This window comes from Symbiopectobacterium sp. Eva_TO (assembly GCF_053848865.1).
This window is the reverse complement of record NZ_JBSPEY010000005.1, coordinates 87543-105351: the sequence shown is the minus strand read 5'-3', so window position 1 is coordinate 105351 and position 17809 is coordinate 87543. Positions and strand designations below refer to the sequence as shown.

General features: G+C 52.4%; 11 protein-coding genes and 8 pseudogenes. 13 read left to right on the top strand and 6 right to left on the bottom strand.

Going from position 1 to position 17809, the window contains the following annotated elements; genetic code table 11:
• Positions 1-59 precede the first annotated feature (59 nt).
• The 3 genes and pseudogenes from dusC (at position 60) to ACWWJF_RS25915 (ending at position 2891) form a co-directional block, all read left to right on the top strand.
• Positions 60-994, top strand: a pseudogene (dusC, locus tag ACWWJF_RS25925) (tRNA dihydrouridine(16) synthase DusC).
• A gap of 151 nt (positions 995-1145) precedes the next feature.
• Positions 1146-1436: pseudogene (locus ACWWJF_RS25920) on the top strand (S-methylmethionine permease); the annotation flags it as partial.
• A 123-nt stretch (positions 1437-1559) separates the two neighbouring features.
• A complete protein-coding gene (locus tag ACWWJF_RS25915) occupies positions 1560-2891 on the top strand; it encodes an IS4 family transposase (RefSeq protein WP_455871328.1) in 1332 nt (443 codons plus the stop codon).
• On the opposite strand, the gene ACWWJF_RS25910 is transcribed toward ACWWJF_RS25915, so the two are convergent.
• On the bottom strand, positions 2856-2993 hold the full coding sequence (locus tag ACWWJF_RS25910) for a transposase DNA-binding-containing protein (RefSeq protein WP_455871327.1): 138 nt from the start codon (positions 2991-2993) through the stop codon (positions 2856-2858). The genes ACWWJF_RS25915 and ACWWJF_RS25910 overlap by 36 nt on opposite strands.
• Before the next feature lie 92 nt (positions 2994-3085).
• Between ACWWJF_RS25910 and ACWWJF_RS25905 the strand changes: the two are divergent.
• From ACWWJF_RS25905 to ACWWJF_RS25895, 3 pseudogenes are all read left to right on the top strand, one after another.
• Positions 3086-3286 (top strand): annotated as a pseudogene (locus tag ACWWJF_RS25905) (transposase); the annotation flags it as partial.
• Between the two features lie 67 nt (positions 3287-3353).
• Positions 3354-4359, top strand: a pseudogene (locus tag ACWWJF_RS25900) (IS110 family RNA-guided transposase).
• 265 nt (positions 4360-4624) lie between these two features.
• Positions 4625-5341 (top strand): annotated as a pseudogene (locus ACWWJF_RS25895) (IS5 family transposase); the annotation flags it as partial.
• Between the two features lie 50 nt (positions 5342-5391).
• Here ACWWJF_RS25895 and ACWWJF_RS25890 read toward each other — a convergent pair.
• Positions 5392-6396 (bottom strand): annotated as a pseudogene (locus tag ACWWJF_RS25890) (IS256 family transposase); the annotation flags it as partial.
• Between the two features lie 237 nt (positions 6397-6633).
• Here ACWWJF_RS25890 and ACWWJF_RS25885 point away from each other — a divergent pair.
• The 3 genes from ACWWJF_RS25885 to pbpG all read left to right on the top strand — a co-directional run bounded on the left by ACWWJF_RS25885 (position 6634) and on the right by pbpG (position 9047).
• Positions 6634-7478, top strand: a protein-coding gene (locus ACWWJF_RS25885) for an IS5 family transposase (RefSeq protein ID WP_455871326.1) whose coding sequence is annotated in 2 segments (ribosomal slippage) — positions 6634-6979 and positions 6979-7478 — 846 coding nt in all. Because the reading frame shifts where the segments join, the coding sequence is not laid out codon by codon here.
• Positions 7479-7491: 13 nt separating this feature from the next.
• A complete protein-coding gene (locus ACWWJF_RS25880) occupies positions 7492-7890 on the top strand; it encodes an FAD-binding protein (RefSeq protein WP_455871325.1) in 399 nt (132 codons plus the stop codon).
• A 203-nt stretch (positions 7891-8093) separates the two neighbouring features.
• Positions 8094-9047 (top strand): D-alanyl-D-alanine endopeptidase, encoded by a 954-nt coding sequence (gene pbpG / locus ACWWJF_RS25875; RefSeq protein ID WP_455871324.1) that lies wholly within the window; start codon positions 8094-8096, stop codon positions 9045-9047.
• A 72-nt stretch (positions 9048-9119) separates the two neighbouring features.
• Here pbpG and ACWWJF_RS25870 read toward each other — a convergent pair whose 3' ends face one another.
• Positions 9120-9806: a glutathione S-transferase family protein gene (locus ACWWJF_RS25870; RefSeq protein ID WP_455871323.1), complete on the bottom strand. Its 687-nt coding sequence runs from the start codon at positions 9804-9806 to the stop codon at positions 9120-9122.
• A 252-nt stretch (positions 9807-10058) separates the two neighbouring features.
• Here ACWWJF_RS25870 and bglX point away from each other — a divergent pair, with 252 nt between their 5' ends.
• Complete coding sequence (gene bglX, locus ACWWJF_RS25865; protein ID WP_455871322.1) at positions 10059-12389, top strand: beta-glucosidase BglX; 2331 nt, start codon at positions 10059-10061, stop codon at positions 12387-12389.
• Positions 12390-12581: 192 nt separating this feature from the next.
• A pseudogene (locus ACWWJF_RS25860) lies at positions 12582-13612 on the top strand (IS630 family transposase).
• A gap of 191 nt (positions 13613-13803) precedes the next feature.
• Here ACWWJF_RS25860 and ACWWJF_RS25855 read toward each other — a convergent pair.
• Entirely contained in the window at positions 13804-14445 is a 642-nt protein-coding gene (locus ACWWJF_RS25855) for a LysE family translocator (protein ID WP_455871321.1), read from the bottom strand.
• A 61-nt stretch (positions 14446-14506) separates the two neighbouring features.
• Positions 14507-14713 carry a helix-turn-helix domain-containing protein gene (locus ACWWJF_RS25850; protein WP_455871320.1) on the bottom strand — a complete coding sequence of 69 codons (207 nt, stop codon included), beginning with the start codon at positions 14711-14713 and terminating at the stop codon, positions 14507-14509.
• A gap of 134 nt (positions 14714-14847) precedes the next feature.
• On the opposite strand from ACWWJF_RS25850, the gene ACWWJF_RS25845 reads away from it, so the two are divergent.
• On the top strand, positions 14848-15867 hold the full coding sequence (locus tag ACWWJF_RS25845; RefSeq protein ID WP_455871319.1) for an IS110 family RNA-guided transposase: 1020 nt from the start codon (positions 14848-14850) through the stop codon (positions 15865-15867).
• A 264-nt stretch (positions 15868-16131) separates the two neighbouring features.
• Here the strand turns inward: ACWWJF_RS25845 and ACWWJF_RS25840 are convergent, their stop codons facing one another.
• The gene (locus tag ACWWJF_RS25840) at positions 16132-16788 is read right to left on the bottom strand and encodes an AraC family ligand binding domain-containing protein (protein ID WP_455871318.1); all 657 of its coding nucleotides are present in this window, start codon (positions 16786-16788) and stop codon (positions 16132-16134) included.
• A gap of 181 nt (positions 16789-16969) precedes the next feature.
• Here ACWWJF_RS25840 and ACWWJF_RS25835 point away from each other — a divergent pair.
• Positions 16970-17730: pseudogene (locus tag ACWWJF_RS25835) on the top strand (DEAD/DEAH box helicase); the annotation flags it as partial.
• Positions 17731-17809: the final 79 nt, after the last annotated feature.

Below are 17809 nucleotides of genomic sequence, written 5' to 3'. Positions count from 1 at the left end.
CCATGGCGGGCTGATTTAACTGGTGCGCCGTGCGGCGTCCTGATGAGCTTAATGGCGTTATGCGTATCCTTCTTGCGCCGATGGAAGGCGTTCTCGATGCTTTGGTGCGGGAACTGCTGACCGACATCAATGAGTACGATCTGTGTATCACCGAGTTTTTACGTGTGGTAGATACGCTGCTGCCTGTCAAATCCTTCTACCGCCTTTGCCCTGAATTGCATCATGCCAGCCGGACGCCTTCCGGCACGCAAGTGCGCATTCAATTGCTGGGACAGTATCCGCAATGGCTGGCGGAGAACGCAGCGCGCGCGGTGGAGCTCGGTTCCTACGGGGTTGACCTCAATTGTGGCTGCCCGTCAAAACTGGTGAACGGCAGCGGCGGCGGCGCCACGTTGCTAAAAGATCCTGAATTGATCTATCAGGGAGCGAAAGCCATGCGTGAGGCGGTGCCGCGCCATCTCCCAGTGACGGTGAAAATTCGGTTAGGCTGGGATTCAGGCGATCGTCAATTTGAAATTGCAGATGCGGTTCAGCAAGCGGGCGCCACCGAGTTGGTGGTTCATGGACGCACCAAAGAAGACGGATACAAAGCGGAGCGCATTAACTGGGCGGCCATTGGTGAAATTCGTAAGCGCTTATCGATCCCGGTGTGGCGAACGGCGAAGTCTGGGACTGGCAAAGCGCTCAGGATTGTATCGCGGCTACCGGGTGTCAGGACATTATGATTGGGCGCGGTGCGCTTAATGTCCCCAACCTGAGTAAAGTGATTAAATACAATGCACCGCCGCTGCCCTGGCCCGAGGTGGTCGCGTTGTTGCAGCGCTACACCCAGCTCGAGAAGCAGGGGGATACTGGCATCTATCACGTGGCGCGCACCAAGCAGTGGCTCGGTTATTTACGCAAAGCTTATGTTGAGGCCGACGATCTGTTTCGCCAAATTCGAACTCTTACCACGTCAGATGCCATTGGGCGAACCATCGCCGCACTGGTCTGATGCAGCGTGTATTGACTGTTTTCATATCATCGCTGTTGGTTTTTTCTCCCTATATCAATCACTTTACGGATATTCAATTGCTTTCCTCTTGACGGAGCGGTATAACACGACTATTTTGGAAGTTTAGACGTCTATACGTATAAGGGAACGCATGCAGCAGCTCAGAATACCCACTCCGGAAATCCCAGCGCAATCAGGTACCTTTAAACGTGCAATGAAGGTGCGCCATCTGATCATGCTTTCATTGGGCGGCGTTATTGGCACTGGGCTGTTTTTTAATACCGGCTATATTATTTCCACCACGGGTGCTGCGGGCACGCTGTTGGCCTATCTGATTGGTGCGGTAGTGGTGTATCTGGTGATGCTGTCATTGGGGGAATTGTCGGTGGCGATGCCGGAAACCGGAGCGTTTCACGTTTATGCATCACTCTACCTCAGCCCACCTCGTTATACACAAGTCCGCAACGCCTTATATGCCAAGGGTTAGCGGGCTGAAATAGGCAGCCGGTGGGGTTGTAAATGAAGTGAAACCGACGTGTACTATCGCCATTTACGGCGCTGAAAAATGACACGGGATTCAGATGGCTGGGGACACCAAGAACTGGAAGGGGTAAATCTTGGTGACACGAGGCTCAATAAGCGTGCCAAAGGGCTTTTGATACGGCTGGCTGAGAATCCGCAAGCCAGCATTCCGCATGCGTGCCTCGGATGGTCTGAGACGCTGGGTGCTTACCGCTTCATGGAGAACCAAGCATTCGAATGGCGAGACATTCTGCAACCTCACTGGCAGCGTACGCAGGAAAGGATCCGAGAACACGAGGTTGTGCTGTGTATCCAAGACACTACCGAGCTTGACTTCAACGGGCAGCAAATCCAAGGCTTGGGTCCCTTGAACTACGAAGCCAGGCGTGGTCTGTACCTGCATCCGACCTACGCGGTCAGTCCGGATCGCGTGGGGTTGGGCGTACTGGGTGCGTGGATGTGGGCAAGAGAGCCGAAGGATGCAGACGGAAAACGCGATGGGCTCAAGGAGAGTACGCGCTGGCTCGAGGGATACGAGCGAGTTGCTGAACTCGCCTCGGAGTTGCCAAACACACGTCTGGTGTACTTAGCCGATCGCGAAGCGGATATCAAGGCGTTGATGCAGCTCGCTGATGACCTTGGCACTCCGGCTGACTGGTTGATCCGCTCGACTCATAATCGCAGTCTGGACTGTAATGAGAAGCTTTGGCAGAAGGTTGGAAAGACCGTGCCGGTGGGAGAAATCCAATTCGTTATGGCGGCTCGCGCGGGGCAGAAGGCGCGTACGGTGAAACAGGCGCTGCGCGTGAAGCGAGTGTCGCTGCGTTGCGGGTTGGCAGTGACTTGTGTGATAGCCAAGGAAATTGAGCCGCCAGCAGGCGTGAAGCCGGTCGAGTGGCGGTTGCTGAGCAATCGCGTACCTGAAGGACGAGAAGATATCGTGGAGCTGATCGACTGGTATCGGGCTAGATGGGAAATCGAGATGTTCTTCAATGTGCTGAAGAACGGCTGCTGTGTCGAAGCGTTACAGTTATCGACCGTGGATCGCATTGAGCGGGCATTGGCGCTGTTCATGATCGTGGCATGGCGCATCGCCTATTTAATGCGTATGGGGCGAACCTGTCCAGAGCTAGACGCAATGTTGTTCTTTGATTCCGACGAGACTCATGGCGCTTACCTACTGATGAACAAGCGTATGCCCAAGGGCCGCCCTAAGCTAAACGAAGTATTGCGCTTAGTTGCGCAACTCGGAGGCTTTCTTGCTCGAAAAGGCGACGGTGAACCAGGCGCAAAAACTATCTGGAAAGGCTTGCAGAAAGTCATGACGGCCGCCGAAACGCTACGCGCGCTCAGGCACGAACAGAGATGTGTATAACGAGGTGATCAAAAGCCCTTTGGCGCGCTTATTGAGCCTCGTGTCACCAAGATTTACCCCTTCCAGTTCTTGGTGTGCCCAGCCATCTGAATCCCGTGTCATTTTTCAGCGCCGTAAATGGCGATAGTACACGTCGGTTTCACTTCATTTACAACCCCACCGGCTGCCTATTTCAGCCCGCTAACCCTTGGCATATAAGGCGTTGCGGACTTGTGTATAACGAGGTGTCCTATAACAAGGCCCTCAAGCAGCGCGGTTCTCTAACCGTATGGCTAGATGAATCAGCCATTGCTGCATGGACGGAAAAAACGACTACTGAACGGCGTGGATGACCGCTCCACTACTCAGATATGGCCATCACCACAGTCCTGATGATGAAACGCGTGTTTGGCCTAATGAGATGGTCACCCCCACCCTGTGAGCGGTACGCTGACAGGGTGTTTCTTTATGGAGAAGGCCATCATGCAAAACGTCACGCTTATTGGTATCGATCTCGGCAAACATTCTTTTCACATTCATTGTCAGGATAAATCAGGCAAGGCATTACTGCGGAAAAAGTTTACCCGCACCAAACTCATCGAGTTTCTGGCTACGTGTACACCTACTACCGTTGTAATGGAAGCCTGCGCCGGTGCCCATTTTATGGCTCGTCGGATCAGTGAGCTGGGGCATGAAGTAAAGTTGATCTCTCCGCAGTTTGTCCGCCCTTTTGTCAAGAGCAACAAGAACGATTTCGTTGATGCCGAAGCAATATGCGAAGCCGGATCACGCCCTTCCATGCGGTTTGTGCAGCCAAGAACTGAGGCTCAGCAGGCTATGCGAGCCTTGCATCGCGTCAGGGAGTCGTTGGTCAGAGACAACGTTAAAACGACTAACCAAATGCATGCTTTTTTACTGGAGTTTGGTATCAGCATGCCGAAAGGTATTGCGGTAATCAAAAGGCTTTCAGCTGTTCTGGCTGATAATGACTTGCCACCTTATCTGGCACAGTTGCTGCTTCGATTACACGATCATTACCAATATTTGGTTGGGCAGATAGCAGAGCTCGAAAGAGAACTTGGGCAGGCACTCTCTCTAGATGAAACTGGCCAGCATTTAATGACCATCCCTGGTGTTGGACCGATAACAGCCAGCGTTTTGTCATCACAGTTAGGCGATGGCAAGCAATATGAAAACAGTCGTAATTTTGCCGCTTCCACCGGTCTTGTACCCCGCCAATACAGTACTGGAGGGAAGAATACTCTGCTGGGTATTAGCAAGCGTGGAGATAAAAACCTTCGCCGATTGCTTGTTCAATGTGCGCGGGTATTTATCCTAAGAATTGACCATCAATCAGGGAGATTAGCTGATTGGGTAAGGTCTCAGTTGGGCAGGAAACATTCTTGCGTTGTGTGCTGTGCATTAGCAAATAAATTAGCTCGAATAGCTTGGGGCAATAACGACACGAAATACCGTGTTTGAACAGTAATGCTGGTCTAACAGTCAGCAATTTAACGAAATTACCCATCTGGTTTTGCGAAGACTGATTATTGATGACATGAACGGCCTGACGGCCTGATATAAAACCAAAAAATGAAAATGGCTCAATGAAGCCGATGGTCTTTTTAGGAATATCAGGTGCGAAACTCATCGTGGCGCGGGCATCCTTGGCCATAAAGACGCCGGATAGATTTAAGCAAGCCCACCATTAATCAAAGATCAGTGTTGCAAAAATGGGGGTGACCATAGATTCATTGAGGGCTTTACAGGGTTTTGTTGACTCGATTTTTAAACTGATTAAATTGTCGCTGCATTGTCCAGACTATTCGCTGCTCAGCAAGCGAGCAAAGACAGTGAACATCAGCATAAAAACGCCAACCCGTGGTGAAATCTCACATCTGGTCATTGATGGAACCGGCCTGAAGGTCTTTGGCGAAGGCGAATGGAAAGTCCGGCAGCATGGTGCTGACAGACGCAGGGTGTGGCGTAAGCTGCATCTGGCAGTAGACAGTGCGACGCATGAGATTATCTGTGCGGATTTGTCGCTCAGTGGTACGACTGATGCCCAGGCTCTACCGGCACTGATAAACCAGACCCACCGGAAAATCAGAGAGGCATCGGCTGACGGCGCTTACGATACAGGTTACTGCCATGATGCTCTGCTGAGGAAGAAAATAAGGCCGCTTATCCCGCCGCGAAGGGGGGCGCAATATTGGCCGGACCACTACCACGAGCGTAACCACGCTGTTGCAAATCAGCGCCTGAGCGGCAGCAACGATACCTGGAAAAAGAAAGTGGGCTATCACCGACGCTCAGTGGCTGAAACGGCCATGTTCCGGTTCAAAACGCTTCTGGGTGGTCATCTAAGTCTGCGTGACTACGATGCTCAGGTGGGTGAAGCCATGGCGATGGTCAAAGCGCTTAACCGGATCACGCTATTAGGAATGCCGAACAGTATTCGCATCACGTAACAATCGACCTGGGGCACAGTCGTTACAAGTTCTGATTTATTCAACAAAGCCGTTGTGTAGATGACTTTGCGGATATCTGCCGGGTAAGCGAAGAACGTTGCCAGATTGCTCCAGTTCGTCTGCCAGCTCCGGCCTATCTGTGGATAGCGGCTGTCCCATGCGCTGGCGAATGCTTCCAGCGCCTGCTGGCCTGCTTCTTCCGTAGCGGCCTGATAGATGGCTTTCAGGTCGCGTGTGACGGCTTTGTAGTCCTTCCAAGAGACGAACCTCAGGCTGTTGCGTACCATGTGCACGATGCACAGCTGGATGCGGGCTTCCGGATACACCGCGTTTATGGCGTCCGGGAAGCCTTTCAGACCGTCGACACAGGCGATGAGGATATCGTTCAGGTCGCGGTTTTTTAGTTCTGTCAGCACATTGAGCCAGAACTTCGCGCCCTCGTTTTCGGCCAGCCACATACCCAGCAGTTCTTTCTGGCCCTCGATGTTGATACCCAGTGCCAGGAACACGGATTTATTGATGACGCGACTGTCCTGCCGGACCTTCAGGATGATACAGTCAAGGTAAACAATGGGATAGACTGCATCCAGTGGACGATTTTGCCATTCAGTAACCTGTTCCATCACGGCATCGGTGACCTTCGAGAGCAGCGCCGGTGAGACATCCGCGTCATACAGCTCGTTGAACGCAGACGCTATCTCGCGGGTGGTCATCCCTCTGGCGTACAGGGACAGGATTTGGTTATCCATCCCGGTGATCCGGGTCTGGTTTTTCTTCACCAGTTGTGGTTCGAAGGAGCCATCACGATCGCGCGGAGTACGTAGTTCCAGAGGGCCATCGCCGGTGGTCACGGTGTTTGTGGAATAGCCGTTGCGGGAGTTGGCCCCCGGTTTGGGCTGATTTTTATCGTAGCCCAGATGGTGGGACATTTCGGCGTTGAGAGCAGCCTCAACGCTGATTTTCTTCAGCAGGCGATCGAATTGGCTGAGAGCGTCAGGGGTTTTGAGATTTTTGGCCAGTTCGTTAGCCAGAGCCTGCAACTGTTTTTCGTCCATAAATTAGCCTGTTTTTGATGTTGGATTGAACATATCAAAATCAGGCAATTACACAAATTTATGTACAGGGTCTTCGCAAAACATTTTAAAACAACCCAATGCTCATGCTTACGTGATATTTAATGACGCTCTGGTTAAACAGAATAAAACCATTGACACCTATTTTAAACAGAAACTAGGCTGCGTCCATTAATCCCATGAGTTATAATAACTTTTTTTTCTACATCATTTTGAACTATGGCTCGCTACGACCTTCCCGATGAAGCATGGGCTATCATCCAGCCCTTACTCCCTGCTGAACCAGCAACACCACAGGCCGGACGCCCATGGGCTGAGCATCGCATGATTATCAATGGCATGTTCTGGGTGCTGTGCTCTGGTGCCCCATGGCGTGATTTACCTGAGCGATACGGCCCATGGAAAACCGTTTATAACCGCTTTAACCGATGGTCAAAATCGGGAGTCATTAACATTATTTTTAATAAGTTACTTTCATCACTTGATGCCCATGGCCTCGTGGACTGGTCAGCGACTGCGCTGGATGGTAGCAATATCAGGGCGCTGAAATGTGCTGCCGGTGCTCAAAAAAACATCCCGATATCACTGGAGATAATGGGCTGGGTCGCTCTCGAGGTGGTTTTGGCACCAAAATCCATCTGGCTACAGACGGAAGTGGTCTTCCGTTAAACATCGTGTTGAGCCCCGGTCAGGCTCATGAAAGTCAGTTTGCACTACGTCTTTTGGACGGTATTGGTGTTCAACGCCATAACGGCAGTATGAAACGCCGTGGTCATGCGGTACTCGCTGACAAGGCGTACTCCGGGCATGTATTACGTAACGAGCTGAAAAACAGAGGTATAAAAACTGTCATCCCCCGAAAATCCACTGAAAAAATGGCGGTGGATGGTCGTTCAAAGCTCGATCGTGACGCCTACCGCAATCGGAACGTTGTTGAGCGGTGCTTTGGCCGTCTGAAAGAATACCGTCGCATTGCGACACGTTACGACAAAACGGCGAGGAATTATCTGGCAATGTTGAAACTGGGCTGCATCCGCCTGTTTTACCAGAGGTTATGTAATTAAGGGACACAGCCTAGTGTTCGAAGGTGATTCTGTTGAGGCACTTGCCACGGCCATCAAGATAGATCCCAAACAGTTGTCTGCAATGCTCGCGGCCTATACTGGCTATGCGAAAGCGAAGAAAGACACTGAATTTGGCCGTGAAAGCTTTAAGCAAGCGTTGGATACCGGGAAATATTACGCCATTGAAGTGACACCGGGCATCCACCACACCATGGGCGGTATCGCCATCAACAGCAAAGCGCAGGTAATCGATAACCAAGGCAAGGTGATACCGAACCTGTTTGCGGCGGGTGAAGCGGCGGGTGGGGTACACGGTGCCAATCGCCTGGGCGGTAACTCACTGGCGGATATCGTGACCTTTGGCCGTATCGGGGCTGATGAAGCCGTAAAAGAAATTAAAGCCGGTAAATAAGCATCAACAACGCAGCGCCTGTGACGTAGTTCACAGGCGTTATTGTGTGTTGTTGCGTTCAGCGCCTAAGCAGGAAGAATACTCGCTGTTAAACTTTGTCACAAAAGCTTTTTCTTCTGTGCAGTGCGTAGCGGCGAGCGCTAACTTATAATGCCCGGGTTGTTACCAATACCGTAACCGTTATTTATTTAAGACGTTGAATAATGATTAAAAAACATAAGTTTTCTCTGCTTGCATTGCTGCTGCTGTCCGCACCTATGACATTCACCCCCTCGGTATTGGCGAAAACGGCTGCGCCAGCTATTGACAGTACACATCAGGAGATCGCCTCAGGCAGTGCGATGGTGGTCGATCTGCGTGATAATAAAGTGCTTTATTCCGCTAATCCGGATGTGGTGGTTCCTATCGCCTCTGTCACCAAACTGATGACGGCGCTGGTGGTGCTTGATGCGAATTTGCCGTTGGATGAAGTGATCTCGGTTGATATCAGCCACACGCCGGAAATGAAGGGGGTTTATTCTCGCGTTCGCCTGAACAGTCAGATCAGCCGCCGTGACATGCTGCTGCTGGCACTGATGTCTTCCGAAAACCGCGCCGCTGCCAGTCTGGCACATCACTATCCGGGAGGCTATCAGGCGTTTATCGCCGCGATGAACGCCAAGGCCAAAGCATTGGGTATGACGCACACCCGCTATGTGGAACCGACGGGGCTGTCAATTAACAACGTCTCTACCGCGCGCGATCTGGTCAAATTGCTGATTGCCAGCAAGCAATATCCGCTGCTGAGCCAGTTGAGCACCAGGCAGGAGAAAACCGCCACCTTTACCAACCCGGGCTATAGCCTGCCGTTTCGCAATACCAATCATCTGGTCTACAAAAATGACTGGAATATTCAGTTGACCAAAACCGGGTTTACTAATCAGGCGGGCCATTGTCTGGTAATGCGTACCGTGATCAATCAGAAACCGGTAGCGCTGGTCGTACTGGACGCATTCGGTAAATATACCCACTTTGCAGATGCCAACCGTCTGAGCCGCTGGATGGAAACCGGACAAATAACCGCAGTACCGGATGCCGCGTTAAGCTATAAAAAGCAAAAAGCGCTAGCCTCACGTGCACCGGGTCAAGTGGCACGGGTTACAACAGATATTGAATAACGGGTTTTAACGCTGCCGCTTTGTAGCAACCCCTGACGGACACCTTTTCCGTCGGGGTTCAGTTCCTCGCCGTCAGGCGCGAAAATCCTCTATCACCACACGCTTGCCGTTATCCGTGACTTCATCTTCGTGCGCCGGTTCGCGCCAGGTTTCAGCTAACGCGCTGGTATACCAACGTTGCATAGCGGGTTGCCCTAACAGGTGTTGGCAGTAGCCATTCACGGCGGATGAAACCGGTAAATTATACGTTTGAATGCGAAATACCACCGGCGCGAAAAAGGCATCCACGGCGCTGAAGGTATTCCCTGCTAAAAACGGCCCGCCAAAACGCGTAAGGCCTTCTGTCCAGAGTACATCAAGGCGGGCTAACTCATCGTGCAATGCCGCTGACAGTTCCGGTATCGCTACGCGTACACCACAGCTCATTGCACACTGGTTGCGCAACGCGGTAAACCCCGAGTGCATTTCCGCTGACGCACAACGGGCCCAGTTACGAGCCGTATTCTCTTCGGGCCACACGCCGCGATGGCGTTCAGCCAGATATTCAATAATCGCCAGCGAATCCCACACCACCTGATTATCATCAACCAGACATGGCACTTTTGCCGTCGAAGAAAAGGCTTTGAAGGCGGTTTGTACTGCACCTGCGCTAAACGGCGTCAGCTGTTCGGTAAAAGGAATATCGAGTGCGGTCATCAATACCCAGGGGCGCAGCGACCAGGAGGAATAGTTTTTATTGGCGATATGCAGTTGATACATCGTTAGTGAGGCTCCAGGTAGTTTAGCGGTGCGAGATATTAGTAGGAGTATCATGAAATGTGCCTAATGACACGCGGCAGATGAGAGATGGCGCAGAATTGCGTAATTCTTTCAGTTTTTACTAAAGACAATCAGAACAAATACATTATGATTACGCGCTGGATATTTTGACGACGTTACTGACGTCATTTTCAAACCTCACAGGCGCTCCCCGATGACGTGGAGTGCGGCATGCTTGGGCTAGAATAACGAATGAAATTGCTTACCTCTTTGACGATTGCGATTGGCCTGGCCTGCTCTCCGGCCGGGGCGCAACTGACCAACACGGTACCTGTTGCGGCACAAAGCAATGCAGCACAAAGTAATGCAGCCCATCAGGCGCAGCGTGATGCCTTTGTCTCCGATCTGCTGCGTAAAATGACCACCGACGAAAAAATTGGGCAGTTACGCCTGATCAGTGTGGGAACTGATAACCCGAAACACGTGATCCGCGAGATGATCAGAGACGGGCAGGTGGGCGCGATTTTCAACACGGTAACGCGTCAGGACATTCGAGCGATGCAGGATCAGGTGATGGAACTGAGTCGTCTGAAAATTCCGCTGTTTTTTGCCTACGATGTGGTGCACGGTCATCGAACCATTTTCCCGATTGCGCTGGGGTTAGCCTCTTCCTGGGACATGAACAACATTGCAAAAAGCGCACGCGTCTCCGCTTATGAAGCCACCGAAGATGGGCTAAACATGACCTGGGCGCCGATGGTCGATATCACCCGCGATCCTCGCTGGGGACGGGTATCGGAAGGCTTTGGGGAAGACACCTGGCTGACCAGCCAAATTGCGCGCGTGGTGGTGAAAGCGTTTCAAGGCGAAGCACCGACCGACAGACATTCACTGATGACCAGTGTCAAACATTTTGCCCTCTATGGTGCGGTGGAAGGCGGACGCGATTACAACACCGTGGACATGAGTCCCCAGCGTATGTTTCAGGATTATTTGCCGCCCTATAAAGCGGCAATTGATGCCGGCAGTGGCGGTGTGATGGTCGCTCTGAACTCCATCAATGGTGTGCCTGCAACGGCAAATCGCTGGTTGTTGAAAGATTTACTGCGCGATAAGTGGAAATTCCAAGGTATTACCATCACCGATCACGGTGCGATTAAAGAACTGATGAAACACGGTGTAGCGAGCGATCCGCGTGACGCGTCGCGCATTGCTCTAAAATCTGGCATCGCGATGAGCATGAGCGATGAGTACTTTGTGAAGTACCTGCCTGAGTTGGTGAAAAACGGTGCTATCACCATGCAAGAACTGGATGAGGCTTGCCGCCAGGTGCTGAACGTGAAGTATGACATGGGACTGTTTGCCGATCCTTACCGCATGCTTGGCGCTGCCAGCAGCGATCCGGTGGATACCAATGCGGAAAGCCGCTTACACCGTGCCGAGGCGCGTGATGTTGCCAAACGCAGCCTGGTGTTGTTGAAAAACCGACTCAACACTCTGCCGCTAAAAAAATCGGGTGTGATTGCGGTGGTGGGGCCGTTGGCGGACAGCAAGCGAGATACCATGGGCAGTTGGTCTGCGGCCGGATTAGCGCGCCAAACGGTGACCGTGTATCGCGGTATTCGCACTGCGGTGGGTAATGACGCGACGGTATTTTATGCCAAAGGCGCTAATGTCAGTAATCACAAAGGCATTATCGATTTCCTGAATCAATACGAAGATGCGGTACAGGTTGACCCGCGTTCGCCGCAAGAGATGATTGATGAAGCGGTGGCGGTGGCGAAGAAATCTGATGTAGTAGTTGCGGTCGTCGGTGAAGCAGCCGGTATGGCCCATGAGGCTTCCAGCCGTTCCAAGATTGATTTACCGCAGAGCCAGCGCGATCTTATCGCCGCGCTCAAAGCCACCGGCAAGCCGTTGGTGCTGGTGTTGATGAACGGTCGCCCACTGGCGCTGGTGCGCGAAGATCAGCAAGCGGATGCGCTGCTGGAAACCTGGTTTAGCGGTACGGAAGGGGGCAATGCGATCGCCGATGTGCTGTTTGGTGATTATAACCCGTCAGGCAAGTTGCCGATGTCCTTCCCGCGTTCCGTTGGACAAATCCCAATTTATTACAACCATTTGCCAACTGGCCGTCCATATACGCCGGAGAATCCCGGCAAGTACACCTCGCATTACTATGACGAAGCCAATGGCCCACTGTATCCGTTTGGCTACGGCTTGAGTTATACCACCTTCAGCGTGTCGGATGTGAGCATGTCCAGTCCGCTGATGAAACGTTACGGCAGCGTGAAAGCGAGCGTAACGGTCACAAACACCGGCAAGCGGGCAGGCGAAACCGTGGTGCAGCTGTACCTGCACGATGTCGTCGCGTCTATCAGTCGTCCGGTCAAGGAACTGCGTGGCTATGAGAAAGTGATGCTGCAACCGGGTGAAAGCCGCGTTATCAGCTTCACTATCTCTGAAGATGACCTGAAGTTCTACAATGCGCAAATGCAGCAGGTTGTCGAACGGGGCAAGTTTGAGGTATTTATTGGTCTGGATTCACAACGTGTGAAACAACAGAGCTTTACGTTGCTCTGACATCCGTCGCGTACTAACGATCCTCGGCCTATACCGGGGATCGCCTTCACTAACGGCATCGCTGGCGCGGTGGTATCAACCGCCGTGAACTAAATAACTGTTCCGAATAGTAGATCACCTGAAGGGAACTCAGTCCGAGTTGAGCGATCTGATCAATCGATAAAGATCCCAAATCATCAACCGGACTGAGCGATGTCGAGCATAGCACCGATACCCCGTAACGAACGACGCCTGATGAAGAAAACTCTCCATAAAACGCGTGACAAGAATCACGCCCGCAGGCTGACCGCCATCCTGATGTTGCACCGGGGCGAGCGCGTGAGCGATGTCGCCAGAATGCTTTGCTGCGCCCGTTCGTCAATCGGCAGATGGATTAACTGGCTCACCCTGTACGGCATTGAAGGCCTCAAATCTCTGCGGCCCGGTCGTGGCCGTCGCTGGCCGTTTGAACAGATCTGCGCACTGTTAATCCAGCTCGTAAAGCGTTCCCTTCATGATTTTGGCTATCAGCGTTCGCGCTGGAGCACGGAACTGCTAGCAATAAAAATCAATGAGATAACCGGTTGTCAGTTGCATGCTTCCACGGTGCGCCGTTGGCTGCCTTCTGCCGGTCTGGTGTGGCGACGCGCAGCTCCTACGCTGCGTATCCGCGACCCGCATAAGGAAGAAAAAATGGAGGCCATCGCGATGGCGCTGGAACAATGCAGCGCGGAACATCCCGTCTTTTACGAAGACGAAGTGGATATTCATCTGAATCCCAAAATTGGCGCGGACTGGCAGGTTCGCGGGAAGCAGAAACGCATCGTGACGCCGGGCCAGAACGAGAAATATTATCTGGCGGGTGCATTACACAGCGGGACGGGAAAAGTCAGCGATGTTGGAGGAAACAGTAAAAGTTCGTGTTTTTTATCAGTATGTTAGAGCATCTGAGAGCAACGTACAGACGGGCAAAAACGCTCACGCTGATAGTTGATAACTACATTATTCACAAAAGCCGGGAGACGCAGCGCTGGCTGGAAGAAAACCCGAAATTCAGGGTTATTTATCAGCCGGTGTACTCACCATGGGTAAATCATGTAGAGCGGTTATGGCAGGCGTTGGATGAAACCATTACCCGCAATCATCAATGCTGTTCAATGTGGCAGTGACTGAACAAGGTTCGCCGCTTCATGGAAACCGTCAGCCCGTTTCCCAGTGGAAAACATGGACAGGCAAAAGTGTAGCGGTATTAGGAACAGCTATTTAGAATGATATAGCCGACCAGCATCAGACCGCTAATCCCGCCTAACGTCATCAATGAGAACACGCCGATCATGGCGATTTTGCCGAGGTTCATAGAGCTATCCTTTTGTTAATCGCCATAAATTATAAAGCCTATCGCGTATGAAACAAGCTGCCTACACGATTAACCGTGTCAGCCCAGCCATAAACCCAGCAACAGATAACCGCCAAACAGCATCAATATAGCGCCTGCACCGAGTTCAATCAGATAAAGGTAGCGTTGCAACGTCTCTTGTATCCGTTGTTGACCTATCGTCGCTGCTAATGCGATATCCCACAGTAATACCACACTGAACATCCACCCGCCACTGACGGCTTGTTGTGTCAGGGTGACGGATGGGCCAAGAATACTGACCATCAGGCTGATATAAAACAGCATATTTTTGGGGTTAAGCAACGAAGAACCCAGACCGAGCAGCAACTGATGTACCAGTGAAGGTACGCGCTGCGTCTCTGTGACCGCTAGCGCGGTGGTTCGTGCCGAACTGCGCACTAGCTGTGAGCCGATCCACAGCAGATACAGCGCCCCTGCGAGTTGCAGCAGAACAAAAATCTGTGGCATTTGCTGAATGGCCGCACCGCCCATAATGGCTAGCAGGATATAGCAGCCGTTGCCTAGCGCGATGCCGATACAAATTCCGATACTGCCGCGCAGGCGGTGGCGCAACGCGTAGGCCGCTAGCAAGAAGAAGTCAGGGCCGGGGCTGAGCAAGGCGACAAAATGTGCTAAGGCGAGCGCGGGGAAATGGGTAGGAAACAGGGTATTAATAACCATAACAATGACCTCAACGAAATAAACGAGGCCAAGTCTAGTGAGCTTGTTGAGCTAATGATTGTCAAATAGTGATCGTGGCAGACGGAGATCCACTCGCTTGCTGATATTGCCCCGGTGTCGCCGCCGTGTGCAGCACAAAGATTTTGTGAAAATGACTTTGATCGCTAAAGCCGCTTTGGTATCCGGCATCGGCCAGCGGTACGCCTTGCTTAATCAGTGTTTTGGCATATTCAATACGCGCATTATTAAGGAAATGTAATGAACGCATCCCACCTCTTTAAGCGCGGAGCAGAATGATGGTTGAAAGAGTGAAGTCGGCAGGTGTGGAGCCTCGCAGATTTCCGGCATCATGGTGCCCAATACGGGATGCATAAAGCTCCCTCAGACTGGAGACTCCACAGCATGAAATATACACCGGTTGGCGTTGATATCGCAAAGCATCTGATTCAGGTTCACTTCGTCAATGAGCACACAGGTGAAGTGGTGGACAAGCAGCTGCGCAGCAAGGATTTTCTGACGTTCTTCAGTAACCGGGAGCCTTGCCTGATTGGCATGGAGGCCTGTGGAGGCTCTCAGCACTGGGCCCGGGAACTGGAAAAGCTGGGGCATAAAGTCCGGCTGATGCAGGGACGGTTCGTCAAGGCGTTCGTCATGGGCAACAAGAATGATGTCATGGATGCCCGCGCTATCTGGATGGCGGTACAGCAGCCAGGCAAGGCGATAGCCGTAAAAACGGAAGAACAGCAATCGGTACTGGTTCTGCACCGTTCACGCAGACAACAGGTGAAGTTCAGAACTGCACAGATTAACGCGCTGCACGGAACATTACTGGAGTTTGGCGAAATCATCCATAAAGGTCGGGCAGCGATGGACAGGGAGCTACCGGCTGCACTGGAGCGGCTGAAAACGAAGCTGCCGCCGTATCTCATCACCGTGCTGGAAGACCAGTACAACAGACTGAATGAGCTGGACATGCTGATAGATGGCCTTGAAAAACAGCTTAACAGCGTGGCCCGGCAGAACGAAACCTGTAAACGGCTGATGGAAATTCCCGGCGTGGGGCCGTTAATCGCCACAGCGGCAGTTGCCACCATGGGGGAAGCCTCAGCGTTTAAATCCGGCAGACAGTTCGCTGCTTATGTCGGTCTGGTGCCGAAGCAGACGGGTTCCGCGGGGAAAGTTCGGCTGCTGGGGATAAGCAAACGTGGTGACACCTATCTGCGAACGCTGTTTATCCATGGGGCAAGAGCCGCTTCGTTAGTTGCTAAAGAGCCTGGGCCATGGATAACGGAACTTAAAAAACGGCGTCCGACCGGTGTGGCTATCGTGGCGATGGCAAATAAGCTGGCGCGAACTGTGTGGGCGCTAGCCGCCCATGAGCGTAAGTACGATAAAAATCATGTCAGTATCAGGCCCTATTAATCGCTGATACCGATAACTATTTACTCTTAAAAAGGGTGAATGCAAAAAGGTTGCTCTGGTGGCCAGCGTGATGACAAAGACAGGTAAGACCGGGACTCGCTAAACCTGAATGATTTTTTGAGCTTAAAGCTCGCTAAGGAAATGAGGCGTGAGTCAGCGGATTACATAGTGGCTCGCAGCTTTATGGCTGCAAAAAAGCCGGATATAAAGCTGCAACCTACCCGTCAATGTCAAAATAATGGATGCCTTGCAAACGGGATGCGTTCATATAAAAGTCATGGGCGTGATGCCGGTATCTTCACGGAAATGTCGTACCAGCGTTTCTCGGCGCAGGTGCAGCTCCTGTGCCAGCGTGGTCAGCGACGGCGATGTTTGCAAATTGCTGAGCAGGCGCTGGCGCATATAGCGCGTGGTGGATTGCTCCGCGAGTGGCTGTTGTGCAGAGCAGTAACGCGACAACAGCCTGGACACCAGCGTGTTCAACTGTGGTGTCGCGCTGGTTATATCGTGGCGATAGAGGCTGTTGAGCAGTTGCAGTCCATCGCTAAACAGGGCGTGATCTTGCACGCGCACGGGGTGGCAATGGAGCGCGGCTACCGGCTGCCCGTACTGTTCGGCCAAAAGCGCCTGGCACCAGGCCGCGTCGAGGTAAAACATATGATAGCTGCGCGTCTGTCCGGGCAGTGGGGTACTGCTGTGCGGCGCATGCGGGTCGATCAACACCATATCACCGGCGCGCAACAGATGTTCTGCTCCTCGATAGTGGCAGACGGTGCTGCCCGCCACGACCAGGCCGAGGGAGAGCTGGGTGTGCGAATGGGTTTTATACCCCTGACTGCTACACCAGGTCGAACGGCATTCAACCTGAGGCAGGCGCGGAGAAAACCAATACGTTTGTTTGACGCGGTACACCGCAGACATGGAAAAGACTCTTTATCACGATTTGCTTTACCCTACTGGCTGCATGCAGGTTTGTCGAGGGGAATGACGGCTGACGTTTGCCACTGTCTGTGGGACAATAGTCGCAGAATTGGACAGACATTGAGATGGCATGGCGCTTACTCCCACAATCAAGCAGCAAATCGACCAGTAGTATAAGGCGCTGCAACAACATATTCCTGATTTTATCTCCCGGGCTCCACAGCGACAGATGATCGCAGAAGTGGCGAAAACCCTGGCCGGTGAGTACCCGCGTCACGTGGTTATCGAGGCACCCACCGGCGTGGGTAAAACCTTGTCCTACCTGATTCCCGGCATTGCGATTGCGCGCGCAGAGAGCAAGACGCTGGTGATCAGCACCGCCAACATCGCGTTGCAGGATCAGATTGTCACCAAAGACCTGCCGCTGCTGAAAAAATTCATCCCTGAGCTCACCTTCACCGCCGCTTTTGGCCGGGCGCGTTATCTCTGCCCGCGCAATCTGGCGGCGTTGACCTCCGAGACCGCGCAAGGGGATTTGCTGGCATTTCTCAGTGATGAACTGGAGCCAGCCAGCAAAGAAGAGCGCGGGGCGTGTCTCAAGATGGCGAAAGCGTTTCAAGGGTATGAATGGGACGGGATGCGCGACCATTACAGCCTGACGATCGACGATGCTTTGTGGCGTAAGTTCAGTACCGATAAAGCCTACTGTCTGGGTAAAAATTGTCACTATTACCGTGACTGTCCATTCTTTATCGCCCGTCGTGAGATTGAAAATACAGAAGTTGTGGTGAGCAATCACGCCTGGTGATGGCGGCGATGGAAAGCGATTCGGTGCTGCCTGCCGCGAAAGATCTGCTGTTGGTGCTGGATGAAGGGCATCACGTGCCAGATGTGGCGCGCGATTCGCTGGAAATGGTGGGGAACATTACCCCAGCGTATGTTAAAGTGTATTAGTCGCGACTTGATCTGACACTGGACCTTGAAAGGTTGAGAGTTACCGGTTTTGATATGGGTGTCGAAT